This is a genomic window from Streptomyces spiroverticillatus (assembly GCA_014650415.1).
Classification (GTDB): Bacteria; Actinomycetota; Actinomycetes; order Streptomycetales; family Streptomycetaceae; genus Streptomyces; species Streptomyces spiroverticillatus.
Genome location: BMUX01000002.1, coordinates 763,966 through 781,791, shown reverse-complemented (window position 1 = coordinate 781,791; position 17,826 = coordinate 763,966). Strand labels below are relative to the sequence as shown.

The window sequence follows — 17,826 nt, the reverse complement described above, 5'->3', positions numbered from 1 at the left end:
GGAATCTCCCGCCGATTTCGCTTGCTTGGAGTGCACTCGAAGGTTCTAGCGTGGGGGACATGACGGTGATCGACAGCAGTCCCGTACGAGCCCCCCTCCCCACCGCCCTCCAGGACCCGTGCGCCGCGGCCGACGGTCACCCCCTCCCCGAGGGGCGCGACCACTACACGATCAGCGAGGTCGCCCAGGTCACCGGGCTGACCGCGCACACCCTGCGCTGGTACGAGCGGATCGGCCTGATGCCGCACGTGGACCGCTCGCACACCGGCCAGCGCCGGTTCCGCAACCGGGACCTGGACTGGCTGGCCTTCGTCGGCAAGCTCCGGCTGACCGGGATGCCGGTCGCGGACATGGTCCGCTACGCCGAACTCGTACGCGAGGGGGAGCACACCTTCGAGGCGCGCCAGGAACTGCTGGAGGCCACCCGTCGCGACGTGCGCGCCCGCATCGCGGAGCTGCAGGACACGCTCGCCGTACTCGACTACAAGATCGACCTCTACGCGGACGCACGTCGGACGCCGGAGAGGTACTGAGGCTGAGGTTTGAAGATGACTGACACCACCACCCCCCGCATCCCCACCACCCGCCTCGGCGGTCCCACCGGTCCCGAGGTCGGCGTGCAGGGCCTCGGCTGCATGGGCATGAGCTTCGCGTACGGTCCCACCGACGCCGGCGAGGCCCGCGCGACCCTGGAGCGCGCCCTGGAACTGGGCGTGACGATGTACGACACCGCGGACGCCTACGGGGACGGCGACAACGAGAGGTTCCTCGCCCCGTTCGTCGCCGCGCACCGCGACGAGATCACCCTCGCCACGAAGTTCGCGCTCGCGATCGACCCGGCGGACACCACCAAGCGGATCATCAACAACGACCCCGCCTACATCCGCGCCTGCATCGACGACAGCCTGCGCCGCCTCGGCGTCGACGTCATCGACCTCTACTACATGCACCGGCGCGACGTGAACATCCCGATCGAGGAGACCGTCGGGGTGATGGCCGAACTGGTCGCGGCCGGCAAGGTCAAGCAGCTGGGCCTGAGCGAGGTCACGGGCCCCGAGCTGCGCGCCGCGCAGGCCGTGCACCCGATCGCGGCCGTGCAGTCGGAGTGGTCGCTGTTCAGCCGGGACATCGAGGCGGGCGTGGTCCCGGCGGTCGCGGAGACGGGGGCGACCCTGGTCGCCTACTCGCCGCTGGGCCGCGGCTTCCTCACCGGTTCCTTCGCCAGCGCCGAGAAGGAGCTCACCGAGAACGACTTCCGCCGCCAGCAGCCCCGCTTCACCGGCGACAACGCCCAGCACAACGGCACCCTCCTCGACCCGGTCCGCGAGGTCGCCCGCGCGCGGGGGATCACGCTCGGACAGGTGGCCCTGGCCTGGGTGCAGCAGCAGGCGAAGGTGCACGGCCTGTCGGTGGTGCCGATCCCGGGCACCCGCAGGCGGACCCGCATCGAGGAGAACGCGGCCGCCGCGCAACTGGTCCTGACCGCTGAGGAGTTGGCGCTGCTGGACCCGATCGCCGGGCAGGTGCGGGGCGGCCGGTACGCGGACATGAGGCTGACGTCGGCGGGCCGCGAGTAGCCGACTCCTGCCGTACGCCGGGACCTTGCGGAGCTCGTACACGGGACCCCGCGCAGGCCGTGCGCGGGAACCCCACGCAGGCTGTACGCGGGGACCTCACGCCAGCCCCAGCGCGAAGACGGTGAAGCCCGCCGCGAGCAGTCCGGTGACTGCCCGGCGGGCCTTCGTCGCGCCCAGGGCGGTCCGCCCGGGGTTCTCGAAGACGCGGGCGTACTTCCCGATCGCCACCAGCAGCACCGCGAACAGCGGCATCCACGCCAGCCGGGCCGCGATCCACCCCAGGGTGACGGGTGCCTCGGTGAGCCCCGGGACCGTACCGAGGTACGAGGCGGGAACGGCGGCGGCGAGCATCGCGGTCTGGTGCCAGCACAGGATCGTCATCGCGGACAGGTTGATGACAACGACGGGCGCCCACAGCGCGGGCCGCTTCAGCAGCTTCCCGATCCGGTCCTTGAGCAGGATCGCGGCACCGCTCTGGGCGGCGGCCAGGGCGAGGACGAGCAGGGACGGCGGGTGCGAGTTGGTCCGGTCCTGGCCGGGGACGCCGACCATGGACGCCGGGTAGTGGAAGGCGAGGAGCAGCGCCGCGAAGAGCGCAGTGCCGCCAATGAGCAGCACGTACGCGGCCCGCTTCCCGAGCCGCTTCTCCCCCCACACCACGCCGAGCTGGTACGCGAACAACCACCCCGGCAGCAGATTCAGCAGACTCAGCCAGGACGGCATCGCCTCCGCGTACGGCCCGTACCGCAGGAAGTCGACCACCGCCACGGACCCGATGAGCGGGGCGGCCGACCAGACCCCCATCCGCCGCGCTACCCGCACGCACACGGGCGTGAGCGCGGTGATGACCGCGTACACCGCCACGAACCACAAAGGCTGCACGACGAGCTTCGCCCCGGTCCGCAGGGTGGCCTCGGGCACGCCGAGCCCGTACAGCAGCGGGACCATGAGCGCCCACACGGCCGTCACCCCGAGCACGGGCCGCCCGAGCCGCACCAGCCGCCCCTTGAGCCACTCGGTGCTGCTCCCCTCGTGCCTCTTGTACGAGAGGACCGCCGCGTACCCACCCACCAGGAAGAAGATCCCCAGCATCTGGAGCACCCAGCTGAGCGGGGAGAGGCCGGAGAAGGTGCTGAGGGGGCTGGCGTTGTGCAGCGACCCGACGTCGGCGTCGACGGTGAACCCGCCGAGCAGCCAGTGCCCGGTGGGCACGGCGAGGAGGGCGAGCGCCCGCAGTCCGTCGATGGAACGGTCCCGGTGGGAGGGTGTCCGCGAGTCGATCTTCGCGGCGAGGGTGGTGAGGGACATGGGGCTTCCTTCTTCATTCCGAATGAGTCGAGGTGCGCCCCTTCAGGGGCGCGGGGCTGTGTCGCTGTGCGGCTCCGCCGCGCGGGCGCGCTCTTGCCGTGCCCCTTTCAGGGGCGCGGGGAACTGCGCGCCCAGCCCCCCACCCAGCCGCGCGGCCGAGCGCTTTAGGTGAAGGGGCGGGGCTGGGGCCTCCTTGGCCCAGCGGGCCGGGGCCTCACGTGCCCGGTGCCGGGAGGCGCCCCGAGGGCCCGGTGGCTGCGCGCACCCGGCACGGAAGGTGCGGGCGGGGGCCGGTGTCCGGGTGGGCCCGGATCGGACGGGCCGCCCCCTTGCCCGCCCGTCCCGCCCCCGGGGGGCGGCCCCGCCGCCCAAGGGGACGGCGGCGGAAAGAGGGCGGCGGCCAAGGGGACGGCGGCGGAGAGAGGGGCGCCGCCCAAGGGGATGGGGCGGAAAGGGGGGCGCCGCCCGAGAGGGCGAGGGGAGCGGGGATGCCGGGCCCCCTCACGACGCCCTCCCCTCCGCGATCGCCGCGAACGCGGCCAGCGAGTCCGTCCCCGGCACGAAGTACCCGGTGTGCCCGCGCGCCCCCTCCGCCGGTATCCGCCGCGCCCCGAAGGGCGCCGAGGTGGGATCGGCGCCGTGGCCGAGCCCGAGGACGGACACGTTCGGGACGCGTCCGATCCAGTCCGTGGGGTCCTTCGCCGCCCACACCCGCGCCGAAGTCCCCAGCGCGGAAGCCGAGTCGGCCCGCATCCCGGGCGACGCGAACGCCACGAGGTCCGCCGCGTCCAGCCGGGGCGCGGCCAGCCCGCACACCACCGACCCGTAGCTGTGGCAGAACACCGCCGGGTCCGGCGCCCCCACCGCGTCCAGCCCGTCCGCGAACCGGGCCAGCCGCTCCGCGCCCGCCTCCGCGAGGCCCCCGGTCGCCGCGTCGACGCCGACGCCGACCGGGGTGGTGTATCCGGCCCACGCCACGACCGCCGTCCCGGACCCCGTCGCGGCCCGCAGGCTCCGGGCCATCCCGGTGGGCGTCCCGTACGGGTCCTTCTTCCGGTCGAAGCTCCCCGCGTCGATGTCCGACCCGGGCACGATCACCGCGACGTGCCGGGCACTCCCCAAGTCCCCGTACACCTCGGCCACTTGACCACGCCCGCGCGGGTCGAAGGCGAGGATCTGCCGCCCCGGGGCCAGCAGTCCGGGGAAGCGTCCGTCGGCGGCGAGGGCCGCCCGGTTCGCCGCGTACCGCAGGGCGACCGGCGCGCCGTCGAGGTTTCCGACGACCAGGGGGTGACGCCGTACGAGATCCGCCTGCTGCTCGGGGCTCAACCCCCGGAAGTAGGCGGTCACGTGACCGGGCGTGCTCGCCGGGTCGACGAGGCCCTCGCTCCGCCATGCGGCGGAGCCCGGGGGCGGTCCGGTGACGGGGGTCTGCGTGTCGGCGGAGACCCATCCCGCGGTGCCCGCGACCATCGTCGCGACGAGTGCGACGGCGGCGAGGGTCCTCCTGAATCGCTGCGACCGCTGCATGTCCCCGCCCCTTTCCGCACGTCGCGGCCCTTCCGCGGTGTGCTGCCCTGACAGCACGGAAGGTAGGAAGGAGGTGGGTCGCCCCGCGTCACACCAGGGAGCCAACTCGTGTGTGATACCGCAGTACTGGAGGTTTTCCGCAGCCGGGAGGGGGGTGCTGGCCCCACCTCGGGGCGTACGGTTTCCTCCCCCGACCGGTGGAGGCACGGGGCCCGCACGGCCGACGCCCCCGCCCCGCCCCGGCTGCGAACCTGCGGAACATGACCCGGATCACAGCCCTCTCCCGTCCCCTCCTCGCCTGGGCTGCGGCCCACTCCGCCCTCGGCACCGGCTGCGCCCTCGCCGGAGTCCCCCTCTTCGGCCTGGGCCCGCACCCGGCCCCCGCCGCCTGGAACTGGGCCGCGGTCGCCGTCGCCGCCCTGGTCGCCGCCGTACTCCTGGCCCGGCACCGGTACGGCGAGCGCCCCGCGTTCCGCCGCACCCTGATCGCTGCCGCCGCCCTCTGTCTGGCCTCCGGCTTCAGCCTGCTGATGGACGTCCTGATGCTGCTCACCGGCAGCCTCCCCGCCGGCCCGGCCGCCGCCGCCCACCACGCCCTGGGCCTGACCGGCGCGGTCCTGCTGGCCATCAACACCCGTACACGGAAGCCGACTTCAGGCACCCCCGCGCCCCCGGCCGCCGCCTCCCCCCGCGTGCACCTCGTCGCGCTCGTCGGCGCGGCCGCCTTCCTCCCGTACGCCACGATGAAGACCGTCTGGGCCTTCGGCGGCACCTTCGCCGGGGTGTCGGGGGCGGAGGTCCTGGAGGTCTCGCGGCGCAACGGGGCCTCCGGGGTGTGGCTGGCCCTGGAGGGGTGGGGCCTGGACCCGACCGTCCTGTTCGCCCTGGTCGGGGTGTTCCTGCTGTTCGGTCTGGTACGTCCGTGGGGGCAGGTCTTCCCCCGGTGGACGGTGTTCCTGGCGGGGCGGCGGGTGCCGAGGTGGCTGCCCCTGGCCCCGGCGGTCCTGGGCGCGGCCACCCTCGTCCCGTACGGCCTGCTCGGCAGCGGCTACCTGATCCTCGCCGGCCTGGGCGTCCTCGACCTGCCGCCGGGCGACTTCCGCACCGGCGAGGACGCGCTCCTGGTGAGCTGGGCGGGCCTGGGCGCCTTCGCCCCGTACGGTCTGGCTCTGGCCGTCGCCGCCCACTCCTACTGGCGCAGGACCCGGCCCCTCGCCCCCGCCCGACCGGCGAGCGTCCCCGCCCCCGGACTCACCCCGCGTCGCCCGGTGCCACCAGCCCCGATTCGTACGCGAAGATGACGGCCTGCGCCCGGTCCCGCAGGTCCAGCTTGGCCAGCACCCGGCCGATGTGGGTCTTCACCGTCTGCTCCGCCAGGATCAGCCGGTCCGCGATCTCCTGGTTGGACAGGCCCCGCGCGATCAGTTCCAGCACCTCGGTCTCGCGCGGGGTGAGCCCGCCCAGCCGCAGCGCCGGGTTGCGCCGGGGTGCGGGCCGCTGGGCGGCGAAGTCCGCGATCAGACGGCGCGTCACGGAGGGGGCGAGCAGGGCCTCACCGGCCGCCACCACCCGTACCGCCGCGATCAGGTCGGCCGGCGGGGCGTCCTTCAGCAGGAACCCCGAGGCCCCGGCCCGCAGCGCCTCGTACACGTAGTCGTCGACGTCGAAGGTGGTCAGCATCAGCACCTTCGGCCGGTGCTCCACCCCGATCGGCGGGTTGAGGATCTCCCGGGCGGCGGCCAGCCCGTCCATCTCCGGCATCCGTACGTCCATCAGCACCACGTCCGGATGCGTGCGGCGGCTGACCTCCACGCCCTGCTTGCCGTCGGGAGCCTCGCCCACCACGTCGATGTCGGCCTGCGCCGAGAGCAGTGCGGCGAAACCGGCCCGCACCATGGCCTGGTCGTCGACGATGATCACGCGAATGGTCATGGGGCGGGGGCGTCCTTCTCGTCCTGGGGCGGGGAGCCGGCCGGTCGGGCCAGCGGCAGCCGTGCCGCCACCCGGAACCCCCCGTCCGGCAGCGGACCGGTGTCCAGCGTGCCGCCGGTCAACCGTACGCGTTCGCGCATCCCGACCAGCCCGTGCCCGCCCGCCCCCTTCGCCTCGATGCGCGAAACCGGCTCGGAGGCGGGCCCGTTGACCACCAGCACCAGCAGATCCGTCTCCTCCGCCCGCACCGACACCCGGGTCACCGCCCCCGGCGCGTGCCGCACCACGTTCGCCAGGGCCTCCTGCACGATCCGGTACGCCGACAGGTCCACCGCCTGCGGCACCGCCAGGGTCCCCGGCCTCGACCCCAGCTCCGCCGCGATCGACAACTCGGCCGGAACACCCGCCCGTACGGTCGCCTCCACCAACTGCTGGATCCGGTCCAGGCCCGGCTGCGGCGCCCGCTCGCCGCCCGTGCCCTCGCTGCGCAGCACCACCAGCAGCCGCCGCATCTCCGTCAGCGACTCCCGCGCACTGGCCGCGATCGACGCGAACTCCTCCTGCGCCGCCTCCGGCAGCCCGCTGATCCGGTACGGCGCGGAGTCGGCCTGCACGGTGATCATCGACATGTGGTGGGCGACGACGTCGTGCAACTCCCGGGCGATCCGGGTGCGTTCCTCCAGGAGGGTGCGGTGGGCGCGCTCCGCCTCGCTGATGGTCTCCTGCTCCACCAGCGCCCGCTGCGCCTCGCCGCGTTCGCGCAGCGCCCCGCCGATGATCAGTGCCGCCCCGGCGAGCACGATCGTCAACACCTGGGTGCCGTCGCTCAGTTCCGGCTCCAGCTGGCCGAGCGCGAGCCCCGTGACGGCGGTGACCAGCCAGACACCCACCAGCGCCGCCCGCCGCTCCCGCAGCCCCACGCCGAACAGCAGGAACAGCATCCCGACGATCGTGGGCGCGGGCCACGGCCAGATCCCCTGCCCCGGATGCAACGGCCCCACCAGGAACGACGCCGCCGCCACCCCGGACGGGAAGACGACCCACCAGGCCTGGAGCGGCCGGTGGGCGATCATCAGCAGCGGCAGCGACTGCCCGGCGGCGACCGCCCCGGCGATGCCGCCGGACAGGTGGTAGTCGTTCGTCAGCACCTGGATGGTGACGGGGAGCATGACGACGGTGAGGGTCAGCGCCACCAGGTACGGCAGCAGCCGCTGCCAGCGCTTGGGGGCGTCCGCCAGCAGGGGAGTGCCCGGAGGGGACGGGTGCGTGAGCGCGTACAGCACCTCCCGCAGCCGGCGCCCCGCGGCGGCGAACAGCCCGTCGCGCCCCTCGGCGCGCGGGGCGGTCGCGGGCTTCGGCGGGGCGGTGGGACGGGGCGGGGGCGAAGGCGTGGGCTCTCTCATGGCTCCCTCAGCCTAGGCAGCGCACCCGTCGTCCCACGTCATACCGTGGTTCGGATCTTGCTCTCATACCGTGGTACGAGTCCGCCCCGCCGCCCCTGCTGCTACAGCTGCTCCAGCAGTTCCGCCTTCTTCGCGGTGAATTCCTCGTCCGTGACCAGCCCCGCCTGGTGCAGCTCGCCCAGGTGCCTGATCCGTTCCGCGATGTCCGCCGGGTCCCTGCGCCCCGCACCGACCGCGTCCACCGGCACCCGGTCCAGGGCCGCGGCCGCCGGAACCGTGCTCCGAACCGCGGCCAGAACGGCCGCCGCGAACGGCAGCGACTCGTGCACCGGCCCGTACCCGAGCCCGAACACCACCGCCGCCGGATCCTGGTCCGCGGGCCCGGCCGCCGTCCCGCCCTCGGCTGACCCCTCGCGCCGCAGCAGCCGCAGGTGCCCGTCGAAGAAGTCGGGGGAGCGCCACTCGACACCGCCGAGGGAGGCCACCGGGAAACTCTGGTCGCCCACCTTCCACTTGGCGGAGGAGGCCCCGGTCCAGAACCAACGGAACGTCACCTGCGTCCCGTCGAACCCGGCCTTCCCGTCGTACGCCTTGAACTGCAGCGGCCCCTGCGGCGGCGCCACCAGGAACCGGTCGGCCGGCTCGTCCGGCGCGAAGCCCGCACCCGTGCCCGCCGCCCGCACCTGTGCCCGCAGCTCGTCCGCGTAGTACTCGGCGAGCACCTCGCGCTCGGCCGGCAGCACCAGCCGGTACGGGTCGCAGCCCTCCTTGAGCTGCCCCGCGGCGGCGTCCATCAGCGGATCCGCGCCACGTCTGGGCACGGCGTGCAGCACCACCGTGCCGCGTTTGCCCGGGGTCAGCGTCACCTCGGCCAACGCCTCGTGCGGGATGCGCCGCTCACCGAGCGCGGAGAGCAGCTTCGGTGTACGTATCCCCCGTTCGAAGCGGATGAGCACGGAGTCGCTGTCGAACTCCCAGGTGGCATGAATTCCGGCCAGCACATCACCCATGCGGCTCATCGTATGCGGCGTCCGCCCGCTCGTCGCCCCTCGGCGACCCGCCCGATTCCCGGCCTTCTACGCGCGTCGGACACCTCAGACCTCCTTGCCGGACCTGTCGGGCCCGCTCGCGATCCCGTCCCGGCAGGCCGTCCCGCCGTCCGCGCAGTCCAGTTCGGCGTACGCACCGACGCCGATCCGCGCGAAATTGCCGATGCTGTCGGTCCCCGGAACGAAGTACCCGGTGTGACCGACCGCCGTCTTCGCCGACAGCACCCGCGCCCCGAATTCGGGCGACACCGGGTCGCTGCCGTGGCCGAGCCCGCCGAACTCCAGGTGCGGCACGTCCGCGATCCAGTCGTCCGCGTCCCGCATCGCCCACACCCGCGCCCGCGACCCCAGCCCGGCGGCGTTGTCGACCCGCATCCCCGGGCTGCCGGAGACCGCTATGTCGGTGACCCGCTCCGGCAGGCGACGGGCGGCGAGCCCGCACACCACCGAGCCGTAGCTGTGGCAGAACAGCGCCACCGGGGCCCGCCCCGGCAGCACTCCGGCCAGCGCGACCAGCCGCCGGGCGCCCGCCTCGGCGGGGGCGCCGACCATGGCGTCCATGCCGAGTCCCGCGGGCGCGGTGTAGTCGGCCCAGGCGATCACGGCGGTCCGGGTGGCGGGGTCGGCCGCGCGCTCCGCGTCGTACAGCGAGGTGGCCATGCCGACGGGCGAGGAGTAGCGCAGGAAGGTCCGCTCGAAGTTCACCACGTTGGTGTCGACGCCCGGCACCACCACCGAGATCCGCTCGGCCCGCTGGAGGTTCCCGAAGACCTCCGCGACCCGGCCGCCGCCGTCCGGGTCGAACGCCAGGACCTGCCGCTTGTTGCGCAGCAGCGCCGCGAAGCGGTGCATGCGCCGGTCGGCGTCCGCCTTGCCCGCGCGGGACAGCCGGCTGTCGTGCATGCGCTGCGCCTCGGTGTCGCGGGCGGTGGCGAGCGCGTACCGGTTGGCGGCGTAGCGCAGCGGGACGGGGGCCCCGTTGAGGTTGCCGACGACCAGCGGGTGCTTGCGGGCCAGCGCGCTCTGCCGGTCGGGGGTGAGCCCGCCGAAGAAGCGCTCGACGGTGCCGGGGCTGCCCTGCGGGTCCGGCAGCCCGCGGCCGTCGAAGCTGCCGTGGCTCCAGGCGGTGAAGGCCTCCTTGAGCGACACGTTCGCGTCGCGCTGGTGGTGGATGGCGGTCCAGCCGGTGATCGCGAGCATCACGAACACCACGGCCAGCGCGAGCAGCGCCCGCCACGCGGTCAGGGTGGGGGAGGAGTCTAGGGAAGTCACTGCGGGACACCCTAGGAGAATCCCCGGCCGCCGTGTCCATTCCGTGATGCGGATCACGTTTCGATAAAGGCGCTCAGGTCAGGGTGTGTATCCGGGGCTTCAGGTCACCCGTACGGGTTCGGCACGACCGTCCCTTGTCGGCCAATTTCCGTGCCCGCGGGGCCGGTGCGGGGTCGCCCGGGTCAGGTCCAGTCCCCGCCCAGCGCCGGTTCCAGATGGTCCAGGCAGCGCGCGGTCATCTCCCGGATCGCCTCCAGGCTGGCGTCCTCCCGCTGCCCCCACATCCGCCCGGTCAGCCGCATCACCCCGCCGAACGCGGCCACCGCGATCCGGGGCCGCAGGTCCTCGTCCACGTCGAGGCCCTCCCGCTCGGCGATGACCGCCGCGATCGCGTCCTCCAGTTCGGTGGAGCGCCGCAGATGGACCGCGAGCAGCGCCGGGGTCGACTCGATCATCTGGTACGTCCGCATGTGCAGCTCGATCGGGACCACCGCCTCGATCGCCTCGCCCACCGACTCCCACGCCCAGGTCACCGCGTTGCGCAGTGCGGTCAGCGGGTTCTCGTGGGCCGGTCGCGCGCGGACCGCGTCCAGGAAGCGGGCCTCGACCATGGAGACCACCGTGAAGGCGACGTCCTCCTTGGAGGCGAAGTAGCGGAAGAAGGTCCGCTGGGAGACCTCGACGGCCTCCGCGATCTCGTCGACGGTGGTCCGCTCGTACCCCTGCGTGGTGAACAGCTCCAGTGCGACGCGCAGCAGGGAGTCACGGGTGCGGCGCTTCTTGCGCTCACGCAGTCCGGTCGCTCGCGCCGCCGCCAGCTGTTCCGCCATCGTCCCTGGGTCCTGCTTTCCTTCGATTTCGCCTGCTCAGCTTACCTGTGAGCTACGTGACAGTTACCGGCTTGTGAATTGGTTCGTCAACTGTCAGTGGCTGTCACTAATCTGGAAGCATGACTGCACAGACCACGCTCGACAAGGTGCCGCCCGGCCCCGACCCCGTACCGGAAAAGGCCAAGGGGCTTCGCGGCCACCCGTGGCTGACGCTCTTCGCGGTGGCGATCGGCGTGATGATGGTCGCCCTCGACGGCACCATCGTCGCCATCGCCAACCCCGCCATCCAGAAGGACCTCGGCGCCTCGCTCGCCGACGTCCAGTGGATCACCAACGGCTATCTGCTCGCCCTCGCGGTCGCCCTGATCACCGCGGGCAAGCTCGGTGACCGCTTCGGCCACCGCCAGACCTTCCTCATAGGCATCGCGGGCTTCGCCGCGTCCTCCGCCGCGATCGGCTTCTCCAAGGAGATCGGCCTGGTCATCGCCTTCCGCGTGCTCCAGGGCCTGTTCGGCGCGCTGCTGATGCCCGCCGCGCTCGGCCTGCTGCGCGCCACCTTCCCCGCCGAGAAGCTGAACATGGCGATCGGCATCTGGGGCATGGTCATCGGCGCCTCCACCGCGGGCGGCCCGATCGTCGGCGGTCTGCTCGTCGAGCACGTCTCCTGGCAGTCCGTTTTCTTCATCAACGTGCCCGTCGGCGTCCTCGCCCTCGCCTTCGGCCTGGTCGTCCTGCGCGACCACCGTGCTCAGAACGCGCCGCGCTCCTTCGACATCCCGGGCATCGTGCTGCTCTCGGCTGCGATGGGTTCGCTGGTGTACGGCCTGATCAAGGCCGGTGAGTCCTGGGGCTGGGGCGGCGCCAACACCTGGCTGTGCGTGGGCGGTTCGGTCGTCCTCTTCGTCGTCTTCGCCGTCTGGGAGACCAAGGCGAAGGAGCCGCTGATCCCGCTGGCCATGTTCCGCTCCGTGCCGCTGTCGGCCGGTGTGGTGCTCATGGTGCTGATGGCGTTCGCCTTCATGGGCGGCCTCTTCTTCGTGACCTTCTACCTCCAGGGCGTGCACGGTCTGAGCCCGGTCGACAGCGGTCTGCACCTGCTGCCGCTCACCGGCATGATGATCGTCGCCTCGCCGCTCGCGGGCGCGCTGATCACCAAGTTCGGCCCGCGCGTGCCGCTGGTCGGCGGCATGGTCTGCACCGCCGTCGCCATGTTCGGCATGTCCCAACTGGACGTCGGCACGGGCACGCTGACCATGTCGCTCTGGTTCGGCCTGCTCGGTCTCGGCCTCGCGCCCGTCATGGTCGGCGCCACCGAGGTCATCGTCGGCAACGCCCCGCTGGAGCTCTCCGGTGTGGCCGGCGGCCTCCAGCAGGCCGGTATGCAGGTCGGCGGCGCGCTGGGCACGGCCGTGCTCGGCGCGGTGATGTCCTCCCGGGTCGGCGCCGAGTTCGGCGGCAACTGGAAGGACGCCGGACTGCCCGGCACGCCCCCGGCGGGCCTGGAGCAGGCCGCCGAGTTCGGCATGGTGCCCGCCGAGGCCGCGAAGGCCCCGGGCATGACGCCGGAGGGATTCAAGGTCATCACCACCGTCATCCATGACACGTTCGTGTCGGGGATGGGCTTCGCCTTCACCATCGCGGGCGGCGTCGCCGTCGTCGCGGCGCTGGTCGCCTTCCTCACCAAGCGCGGTGCGAACGCGGACGCGGCGGGCGGCGGCGTCCACATCTGACCCGCCCCCGCACCACTTCGGACGCGTCAATTCCGCGCCCGCACAGCCCCGCCGGACCGGTTCCGGCGGGGCTGTCGCCTATCCGGGTGATCCGCCGCAAGCCCCCTTCCGTACCCCTGTTTCAGCAGGTCACAGTGCTGGCACACGGTCCGGGCGGACAGCTTTGGACCGTACGGGAAGCATCGACCGTACGAAACCGGGGGGACCCTCATGAAGCTGCTCGTCACCACCACGCTGGCCACCACCGCACTGGCCGCCACTGCCCTGTTCCCGGCGGCGGCCCCGGCCGCCCCCGCCGGCATCCAGCTCGGGAGCTGCGCCGCCGGTGAGCTGTGCCTGTGGCAGAAGCCCGACTTCAAGGGCAAGCGGTACGCCCACGAGCTGTCCGGCACCGACATCGAAGCCTGCGTCGCCCTGCCCCCGGGCGCGGACGCGCAGGCCCTCGCCAACCGCACCGGACGACCCGTCACCGCCTACCAGTCGGCGGAGTGCGCCGAGACCGGCGAGTTCGACACCTACCCCGGCAAGGGCAGCTGGGTGCCGCAATCGCCCTACCGGGTGCGGGCGTTCAAGATCTGGGAGCGCTGAGACCGGGGGACTGGGCGGGGACCTCCCGGACCTCGGGGGCGCTCAGGACCTCGGGGGTGCTCAGCCGCCCGACCTCCGCCCGCAGCTCCTTGATCTCCGCCGTCAGGGCTTCGAGGAGCGCCGTCTGCCGGCGCTCCTCGGCGTCGTCCCGCTCGAAGCGGGAGATGAACCAGGCCGCGATGTTCGCCGTCACCACACCGAGCAGCGCGATCCCGGACAGCATCAGGCCCACCGCGATGAGCCTGCCGAGGCCGGTGGTGGGGGAGTGGTCGCCGTAGCCGACCGTGGTCATCGTGGTGAAGGACCACCACACGGCGTCACCCAGCGTCTTGATGTTCCCGCCGGGCGCGCCCCGCTCGACCTCCAGGACCGCCAGCGAGCCGAACATCAAAAGGCCCACCACCGACCCGCCGACGTAAGCGGTGAGCGTTATCTGCGGCGACATCCGCGCCCGCCGCCCCACCAGCAGCAGCGTCGACACCAGCCGCAGGAGCCGCAGGGGCCTCGCCAGCGGCAGCAGCACCGCGAGCAGGTCCAGCGGATGGCTGCGGACGAACAGCCACTTCGCGGGGGCCAGCACCAGCCGCACCAGATAGTCCAGCGCGAACGCGCCCCACACCACCCACTCCACCCACAGGCACGCCCGGTGCACCTCGCTCGGGGCGTCCGGGGCCACGATCGGGACGGCGTACGCGACGCCGAAGGCGAGCGCCAGGACCAGCAGCGGCGTCTGGGTGCGCCGCTCCCACCGGACCTGGGCTGTCTGCTGCTTCATGCCCGGCATCGTAAGACGCGGGAAGGCGGTGGGAACCCGAGGGCTCCCACCGCCTTCACGGCACTACCGGGTGGCTTACGCGTCGCCGCCCGCGGCGCCCGGGTCGGCCGCCGTCACGTCGAGCAGCTGGTAGCGGTCCACCGCCTGCTTCAGCGCGCTGCGGTCGATCTTGCCCTGCTTGGCCAGCTCGGAGAGCGTCGCCAGGACGATCGACTGGGCGTCGATGTGGAAGAAGCGACGGGCCGCACCACGGGTGTCGGCGAAGCCGAAGCCGTCCGCACCGAGCGAGGTGTACTGCCCCGGCACCCAGCGCGAGATCTGGTCCGGAACCGAACGCATCCAGTCGGAAACCGCCACGAACGGTCCCTCGGCGCTCTCCAGCTTCCGCGTCACGTACGGCACGCGGATCTCTTCCTCGGGGTGCAGGAGGTTGTGCTCCTCGCACTCCACGGCCTCGCGGCGCAGCTCGTTCCAGGACGTGGCGGACCAGACGTCGGCACGCACGTTCCACTCGTCCGCGAGGATCTGCTGCGCCTCGACCGCCCACGGCACCGCGACACCGGACGCCATGATCTGGGCCGGGATCTGGCCCTTCTCGCCGGTCTTGAAGCGGTAGATGCCCTTGAGGATGCCGTCGGCGTCCACATTCTCGGGCTCGGCCGGGTGCTGGATCGGCTCGTTGTAGACGGTCAGGTAGTAGAAGACGTCCTCGGCGTTCTCGCCGTACATCCTCTTCAGACCGTCCTGCACGATGTGCGCGATCTCGTACCCGAAGGCCGGGTCGTACGACACACAGCCCGGGTTGGTGGAGGCCAGCAGCTGCGAGTGGCCGTCCGCGTGCTGGAGGCCCTCACCGGTCAGCGTCGTACGACCGGCGGTCGCGCCCAGTACGAAACCGCGCGACAGCTGATCGGCCATCTGCCAGAACTGGTCACCGGTGCGCTGGAAACCGAACATCGAGTAGAAGACGTACACCGGGATCAGCGGCTCGCCGTGCGTGGCGTAGGCCGAACCCGCGGCGATCAGCGAGGCGGTGCAGCCCGCCTCGGAGATGCCGTCGTGCAGCATCTGACCGGTCGGCGACTCCTTGTACGCGAGGAGCAGATCACGGTCCACGGCCTCGTACTGCTGACCCAGCGGGTTGTAGATCTTCGCACTCGGGAAGAACGCGTCCATGCCGAAGGTGCGGTACTCGTCGGGCGCGATCAGCACGAACCGCTTGCCGATCTCCTTGTCCCGCATGAGGTCCTTCAGCACACGCACGAACGCCATGGTCGTGGCGATCGACTGCTGGCCGGAACCCTTCTTCGCAGCCGCGTACGTCTTGTCCTCGGGCAGCGGAAGGGGCTTGGCCCGCACCACGCGCGAGGGCACGTACCCGCCGAGCGACTTGCGGCGGTCGTGCATGTACTGGATCTCTTCCGAGTCGCGGCCCGGGTGGTAGTACGGCGGGGCGCCGCCCTCCAGCTCCTTGTCCGCGATCGGGATGTGCAGCCGGTCGCGGAAGCGCTTGAGGTCGTCCGCGGTCAGCTTCTTCATCTGGTGGGTCGCGTTGCGGCCCTCGAAGTTCGGCCCCAGCGTCCAGCCCTTGACCGTCTGCGCCAGGATGACCGTCGGCTGGCCCTTGTGGGCCTTGGCCGCCGCGTAGGCCGCGTAGACCTTCTTGTGGTCGTGGCCGCCGCGTCCCAGGTGCAGGATCTGCTCGTCCGACATGTCCTTGACCATGTCGCGCAGCCGCTGGTCGTCGCCGAAGAAGTGCTCGCGGATGTACGCGCCGGTCTCGGTGGCGTACGTCTGGAACTGGCCGTCCGGCGTGGTGTTGAGCTTGTTGACCAGGATGCCCGTGCGGTCCTGCGCCAGCAGCGGGTCCCAGCTCCTGTCCCAGACCAGCTTGATGACGTTCCAGCCGGCGCCCCGGAACTGCGACTCCAGCTCCTGGATGACCTTGCCGTTGCCGCGGACGGGGCCGTCGAGGCGCTGGAGGTTGCAGTTGACGACGAAGGTCAGGTTGTCCAGGCCCTCACGGGCGGCGATGGACAGCTGGCCCAGCGACTCGGGCTCGTCCATCTCGCCGTCGCCGAGGTAGGCCCAGACGTGCGACTTGGAGGTGTCGGCGATGCCGCGCGCCTCCATGTAGCGGTTCATCCGGGCCTGGTAGATCGCGCCGAGGGGGCCGAGGCCCATCGAGACGGTCGGGAACTCCCAGAAGTCCGGCATCAGGCGCGGGTGGGGGTACGAGGACAGGCCGTTGGGGAACTTCGACTTCTCCTGGCGGAACGCGTCGAGCTGCGTCTCGGTCAGCCGGTCCAGGAGGAACGCGCGGGCGTAGATGCCCGGCGAGGCGTGCCCCTGGAAGAAGATCTGGTCGCCGCCGTCGCCCTCGTCCTTGCCCCGGAAGAAGTGGTTGAAGCCCACGTCGTACAGCGAGGCGGAGGAGGCGAAGGTGGCGATGTGGCCGCCGACGCCGATGCCCGGACGCTGGGCCCGGGAGACCATCACGGCCGCGTTCCAGCGGGTCGCGTTGAGGACCTTGCGCTCGATCTCCTCGTCGCCGGGGAAGAACGGCTCGTCCTTGGTGGCGATCGTGTTGACGTAGTCCGTGCTGCGCATCTCGGGCACGGCCACGCGCTTCTCGCGGGCACGCTCGATCAGGCGGAGCATCAGGTAGCGGGCGCGCTCGCGGCCCCGCTCGTCGACGGCCGCGTCAAGCGAGTCGAGCCATTCCTGGGTCTCCTCGGGATCGAAATCCGGGACCTGGCTCGGCAGGCCACCAATGATGATCGGGTTGCGATCGGTTCCGGAAGCCACGCTGTTCCTTCACTGGTAGGGAAAAGACCTGGTGCGCAAAGGGCTGTCGCGCCGCAACCATCGTGTACCCAGGGGAGGCAAACGTCATCTCTACCGAGTGGTAACCGAGGGTGTCCGCAGGCTGGGACCGACCGCCCGGCCGACGCCCGAATGCGGCATCGGTCAAATCGCAACCTTACGCCCAACGCGTTCAAGTGTTTCGTAAGACAGTTCGCCCCCGATTGGCGCACCGAAGCCGCAGAATGTGCCAAAGCGTTCCTAATGGTGTGGGATGAATCACTGCACGGGCTTGCGGAGCCGCCAGGAGTTGCGGCGGGGCCGCCCCATCCGTCACCGTTTCGGCGGTCCCGGCGGCCGGGTACTTGCGCGATCGGTCCCGCCCGTGTGGACTACGGCCAATGCCGCGCACGCGCGCGGCACCGAATGCATCGCTGAAAAAGCACTTCCCGAAAAAAGATCAGGAGGCAATCCGTGAGCGCGACCGCGGACCACGCGGAGGAGCGGACCAACCCTGCCGCGAGGCTGGGTTTCCAGCCCGAGCAGGTGGTCCAGGAGATCGGCTTCGACGACGATGTCGATCAGGAGCTCCGCGAAGCCATCGAGGAGATCATCGGCGGCGAACTCGTCGACGAGGACTACGACGACGTGGCTGACGCCGTCGTCCTGTGGTTCAGGGACGAGGACGGCGACCTGACGGACGCGTTGGTGGACGCCACGCAGCTCGTCGACGACGGTGGCACCGTCTGGCTGATGACTCCGAAGACCGGCCGTGACGGCTATGTCGAACCGAGCGACATCAACGAAGCCGCACAGACCGCCGGTCTGTCCCAGACCAAGAGCATCAACGCGGGCAAGGACTGGACGGGCAGCCGTCTGGTCTCGCCGAAGGCGGCGAAGTCCGGCAAGCGGTAACGGCCGGAAACACCTCATGCAGCACCGAAGGACCCCCGTCGACGCAGGTCGGCGGGGGTCCTTTGCGTACGCTGGCAGCACATTGACCCGGCGCGGACCCCGGCCGGGACAG

Annotated in this window: 15 protein-coding genes; 6 read left to right on the top strand and 9 right to left on the bottom strand. The window is 71.8% G+C overall.

Annotated elements, in window-relative coordinates; translation table 11 throughout:
* Positions 1–59: 59 nt before the first annotated feature.
* Together IE269_RS07815 and IE269_RS07810 are read left to right on the top strand one after the other, a co-directional pair.
* Positions 60–533: a MerR family transcriptional regulator gene (locus IE269_RS07815; protein WP_189821994.1), complete on the top strand. Its 474-nt coding sequence runs from the start codon at positions 60–62 to the stop codon at positions 531–533.
* Between the two features lie 15 nt (positions 534–548).
* Complete coding sequence (locus tag IE269_RS07810; protein WP_189821993.1) at positions 549–1,577, top strand: aldo/keto reductase; 1,029 nt, start codon at positions 549–551, stop codon at positions 1,575–1,577.
* 96 nt (positions 1,578–1,673) lie between these two features.
* On the opposite strand, the gene IE269_RS07805 is transcribed toward IE269_RS07810, so the two are convergent.
* Complete coding sequence (locus IE269_RS07805; protein ID WP_189821992.1) at positions 1,674–2,885, bottom strand: acyltransferase family protein; 1,212 nt, start codon at positions 2,883–2,885, stop codon at positions 1,674–1,676.
* Between the two features lie 501 nt (positions 2,886–3,386).
* Entirely contained in the window at positions 3,387–4,415 is a 1,029-nt protein-coding gene (locus tag IE269_RS07800; RefSeq protein ID WP_229898290.1) for an alpha/beta hydrolase, read from the bottom strand.
* Between the two features lie 260 nt (positions 4,416–4,675).
* On the opposite strand from IE269_RS07800, the gene IE269_RS07795 reads away from it, so the two are divergent.
* Positions 4,676–5,716, top strand: a complete 1,041-nt coding sequence (locus IE269_RS07795; protein ID WP_189821991.1) for a hypothetical protein — start codon at positions 4,676–4,678, stop codon at positions 5,714–5,716.
* On the opposite strand, the gene IE269_RS07790 is transcribed toward IE269_RS07795, so the two are convergent.
* The 5 genes from IE269_RS07790 to IE269_RS07770 all read right to left on the bottom strand — a co-directional run bounded on the left by IE269_RS07790 (position 5,667) and on the right by IE269_RS07770 (position 10,901).
* Entirely contained in the window at positions 5,667–6,347 is a 681-nt protein-coding gene (locus IE269_RS07790; protein ID WP_189821990.1) for a response regulator, read from the bottom strand. The genes IE269_RS07795 and IE269_RS07790 overlap by 50 nt on opposite strands.
* Entirely contained in the window at positions 6,344–7,750 is a 1,407-nt protein-coding gene (locus tag IE269_RS07785; protein ID WP_189821989.1) for a sensor histidine kinase, read from the bottom strand. The genes IE269_RS07790 and IE269_RS07785 overlap by 4 nt, the downstream gene beginning before the upstream one ends.
* Positions 7,751–7,851: 101 nt before the next feature.
* Positions 7,852–8,760 (bottom strand): DUF4429 domain-containing protein, encoded by a 909-nt coding sequence (locus tag IE269_RS07780; RefSeq protein WP_189821988.1) that lies wholly within the window; start codon positions 8,758–8,760, stop codon positions 7,852–7,854.
* Between the two features lie 84 nt (positions 8,761–8,844).
* A complete protein-coding gene (locus tag IE269_RS07775) occupies positions 8,845–10,071 on the bottom strand; it encodes an alpha/beta hydrolase (RefSeq protein ID WP_189821987.1) in 1,227 nt (408 codons plus the stop codon).
* Positions 10,072–10,253: 182 nt separating this feature from the next.
* Complete coding sequence (locus tag IE269_RS07770; protein ID WP_189821986.1) at positions 10,254–10,901, bottom strand: TetR family transcriptional regulator; 648 nt, start codon at positions 10,899–10,901, stop codon at positions 10,254–10,256.
* A 119-nt stretch (positions 10,902–11,020) separates the two neighbouring features.
* Between IE269_RS07770 and IE269_RS07765 the strand changes: the two genes are divergently transcribed.
* Both IE269_RS07765 and IE269_RS07760 read left to right on the top strand, forming a co-directional pair.
* Positions 11,021–12,631, top strand: a complete 1,611-nt coding sequence (locus IE269_RS07765) for an MFS transporter (protein ID WP_189821985.1) — start codon at positions 11,021–11,023, stop codon at positions 12,629–12,631.
* Positions 12,632–12,841: 210 nt separating this feature from the next.
* On the top strand, positions 12,842–13,219 hold the full coding sequence (locus tag IE269_RS07760; RefSeq protein ID WP_189821984.1) for a peptidase inhibitor family I36 protein: 378 nt from the start codon (positions 12,842–12,844) through the stop codon (positions 13,217–13,219).
* Here the strand turns inward: IE269_RS07760 and IE269_RS07755 are convergent.
* Together IE269_RS07755 and aceE are read right to left on the bottom strand one after the other, a co-directional pair.
* On the bottom strand, positions 13,200–13,994 hold the full coding sequence (locus IE269_RS07755; RefSeq protein ID WP_438817639.1) for a potassium channel family protein: 795 nt from the start codon (positions 13,992–13,994) through the stop codon (positions 13,200–13,202). The genes IE269_RS07760 and IE269_RS07755 overlap by 20 nt on opposite strands.
* 75 nt (positions 13,995–14,069) lie before the next feature.
* Positions 14,070–16,802, bottom strand: coding sequence for a pyruvate dehydrogenase (acetyl-transferring), homodimeric type (aceE, locus tag IE269_RS07750; protein ID WP_189821982.1), 2,733 nt, complete (start codon positions 16,800–16,802; stop codon positions 14,070–14,072).
* 471 nt (positions 16,803–17,273) lie between these two features.
* Between aceE and IE269_RS07745 the strand changes: the two genes are divergently transcribed.
* Complete coding sequence (locus IE269_RS07745) at positions 17,274–17,714, top strand: DUF3052 domain-containing protein (RefSeq protein ID WP_189821981.1); 441 nt, start codon at positions 17,274–17,276, stop codon at positions 17,712–17,714.
* The last annotated feature ends 112 nt before the right edge of the window (positions 17,715–17,826 follow it).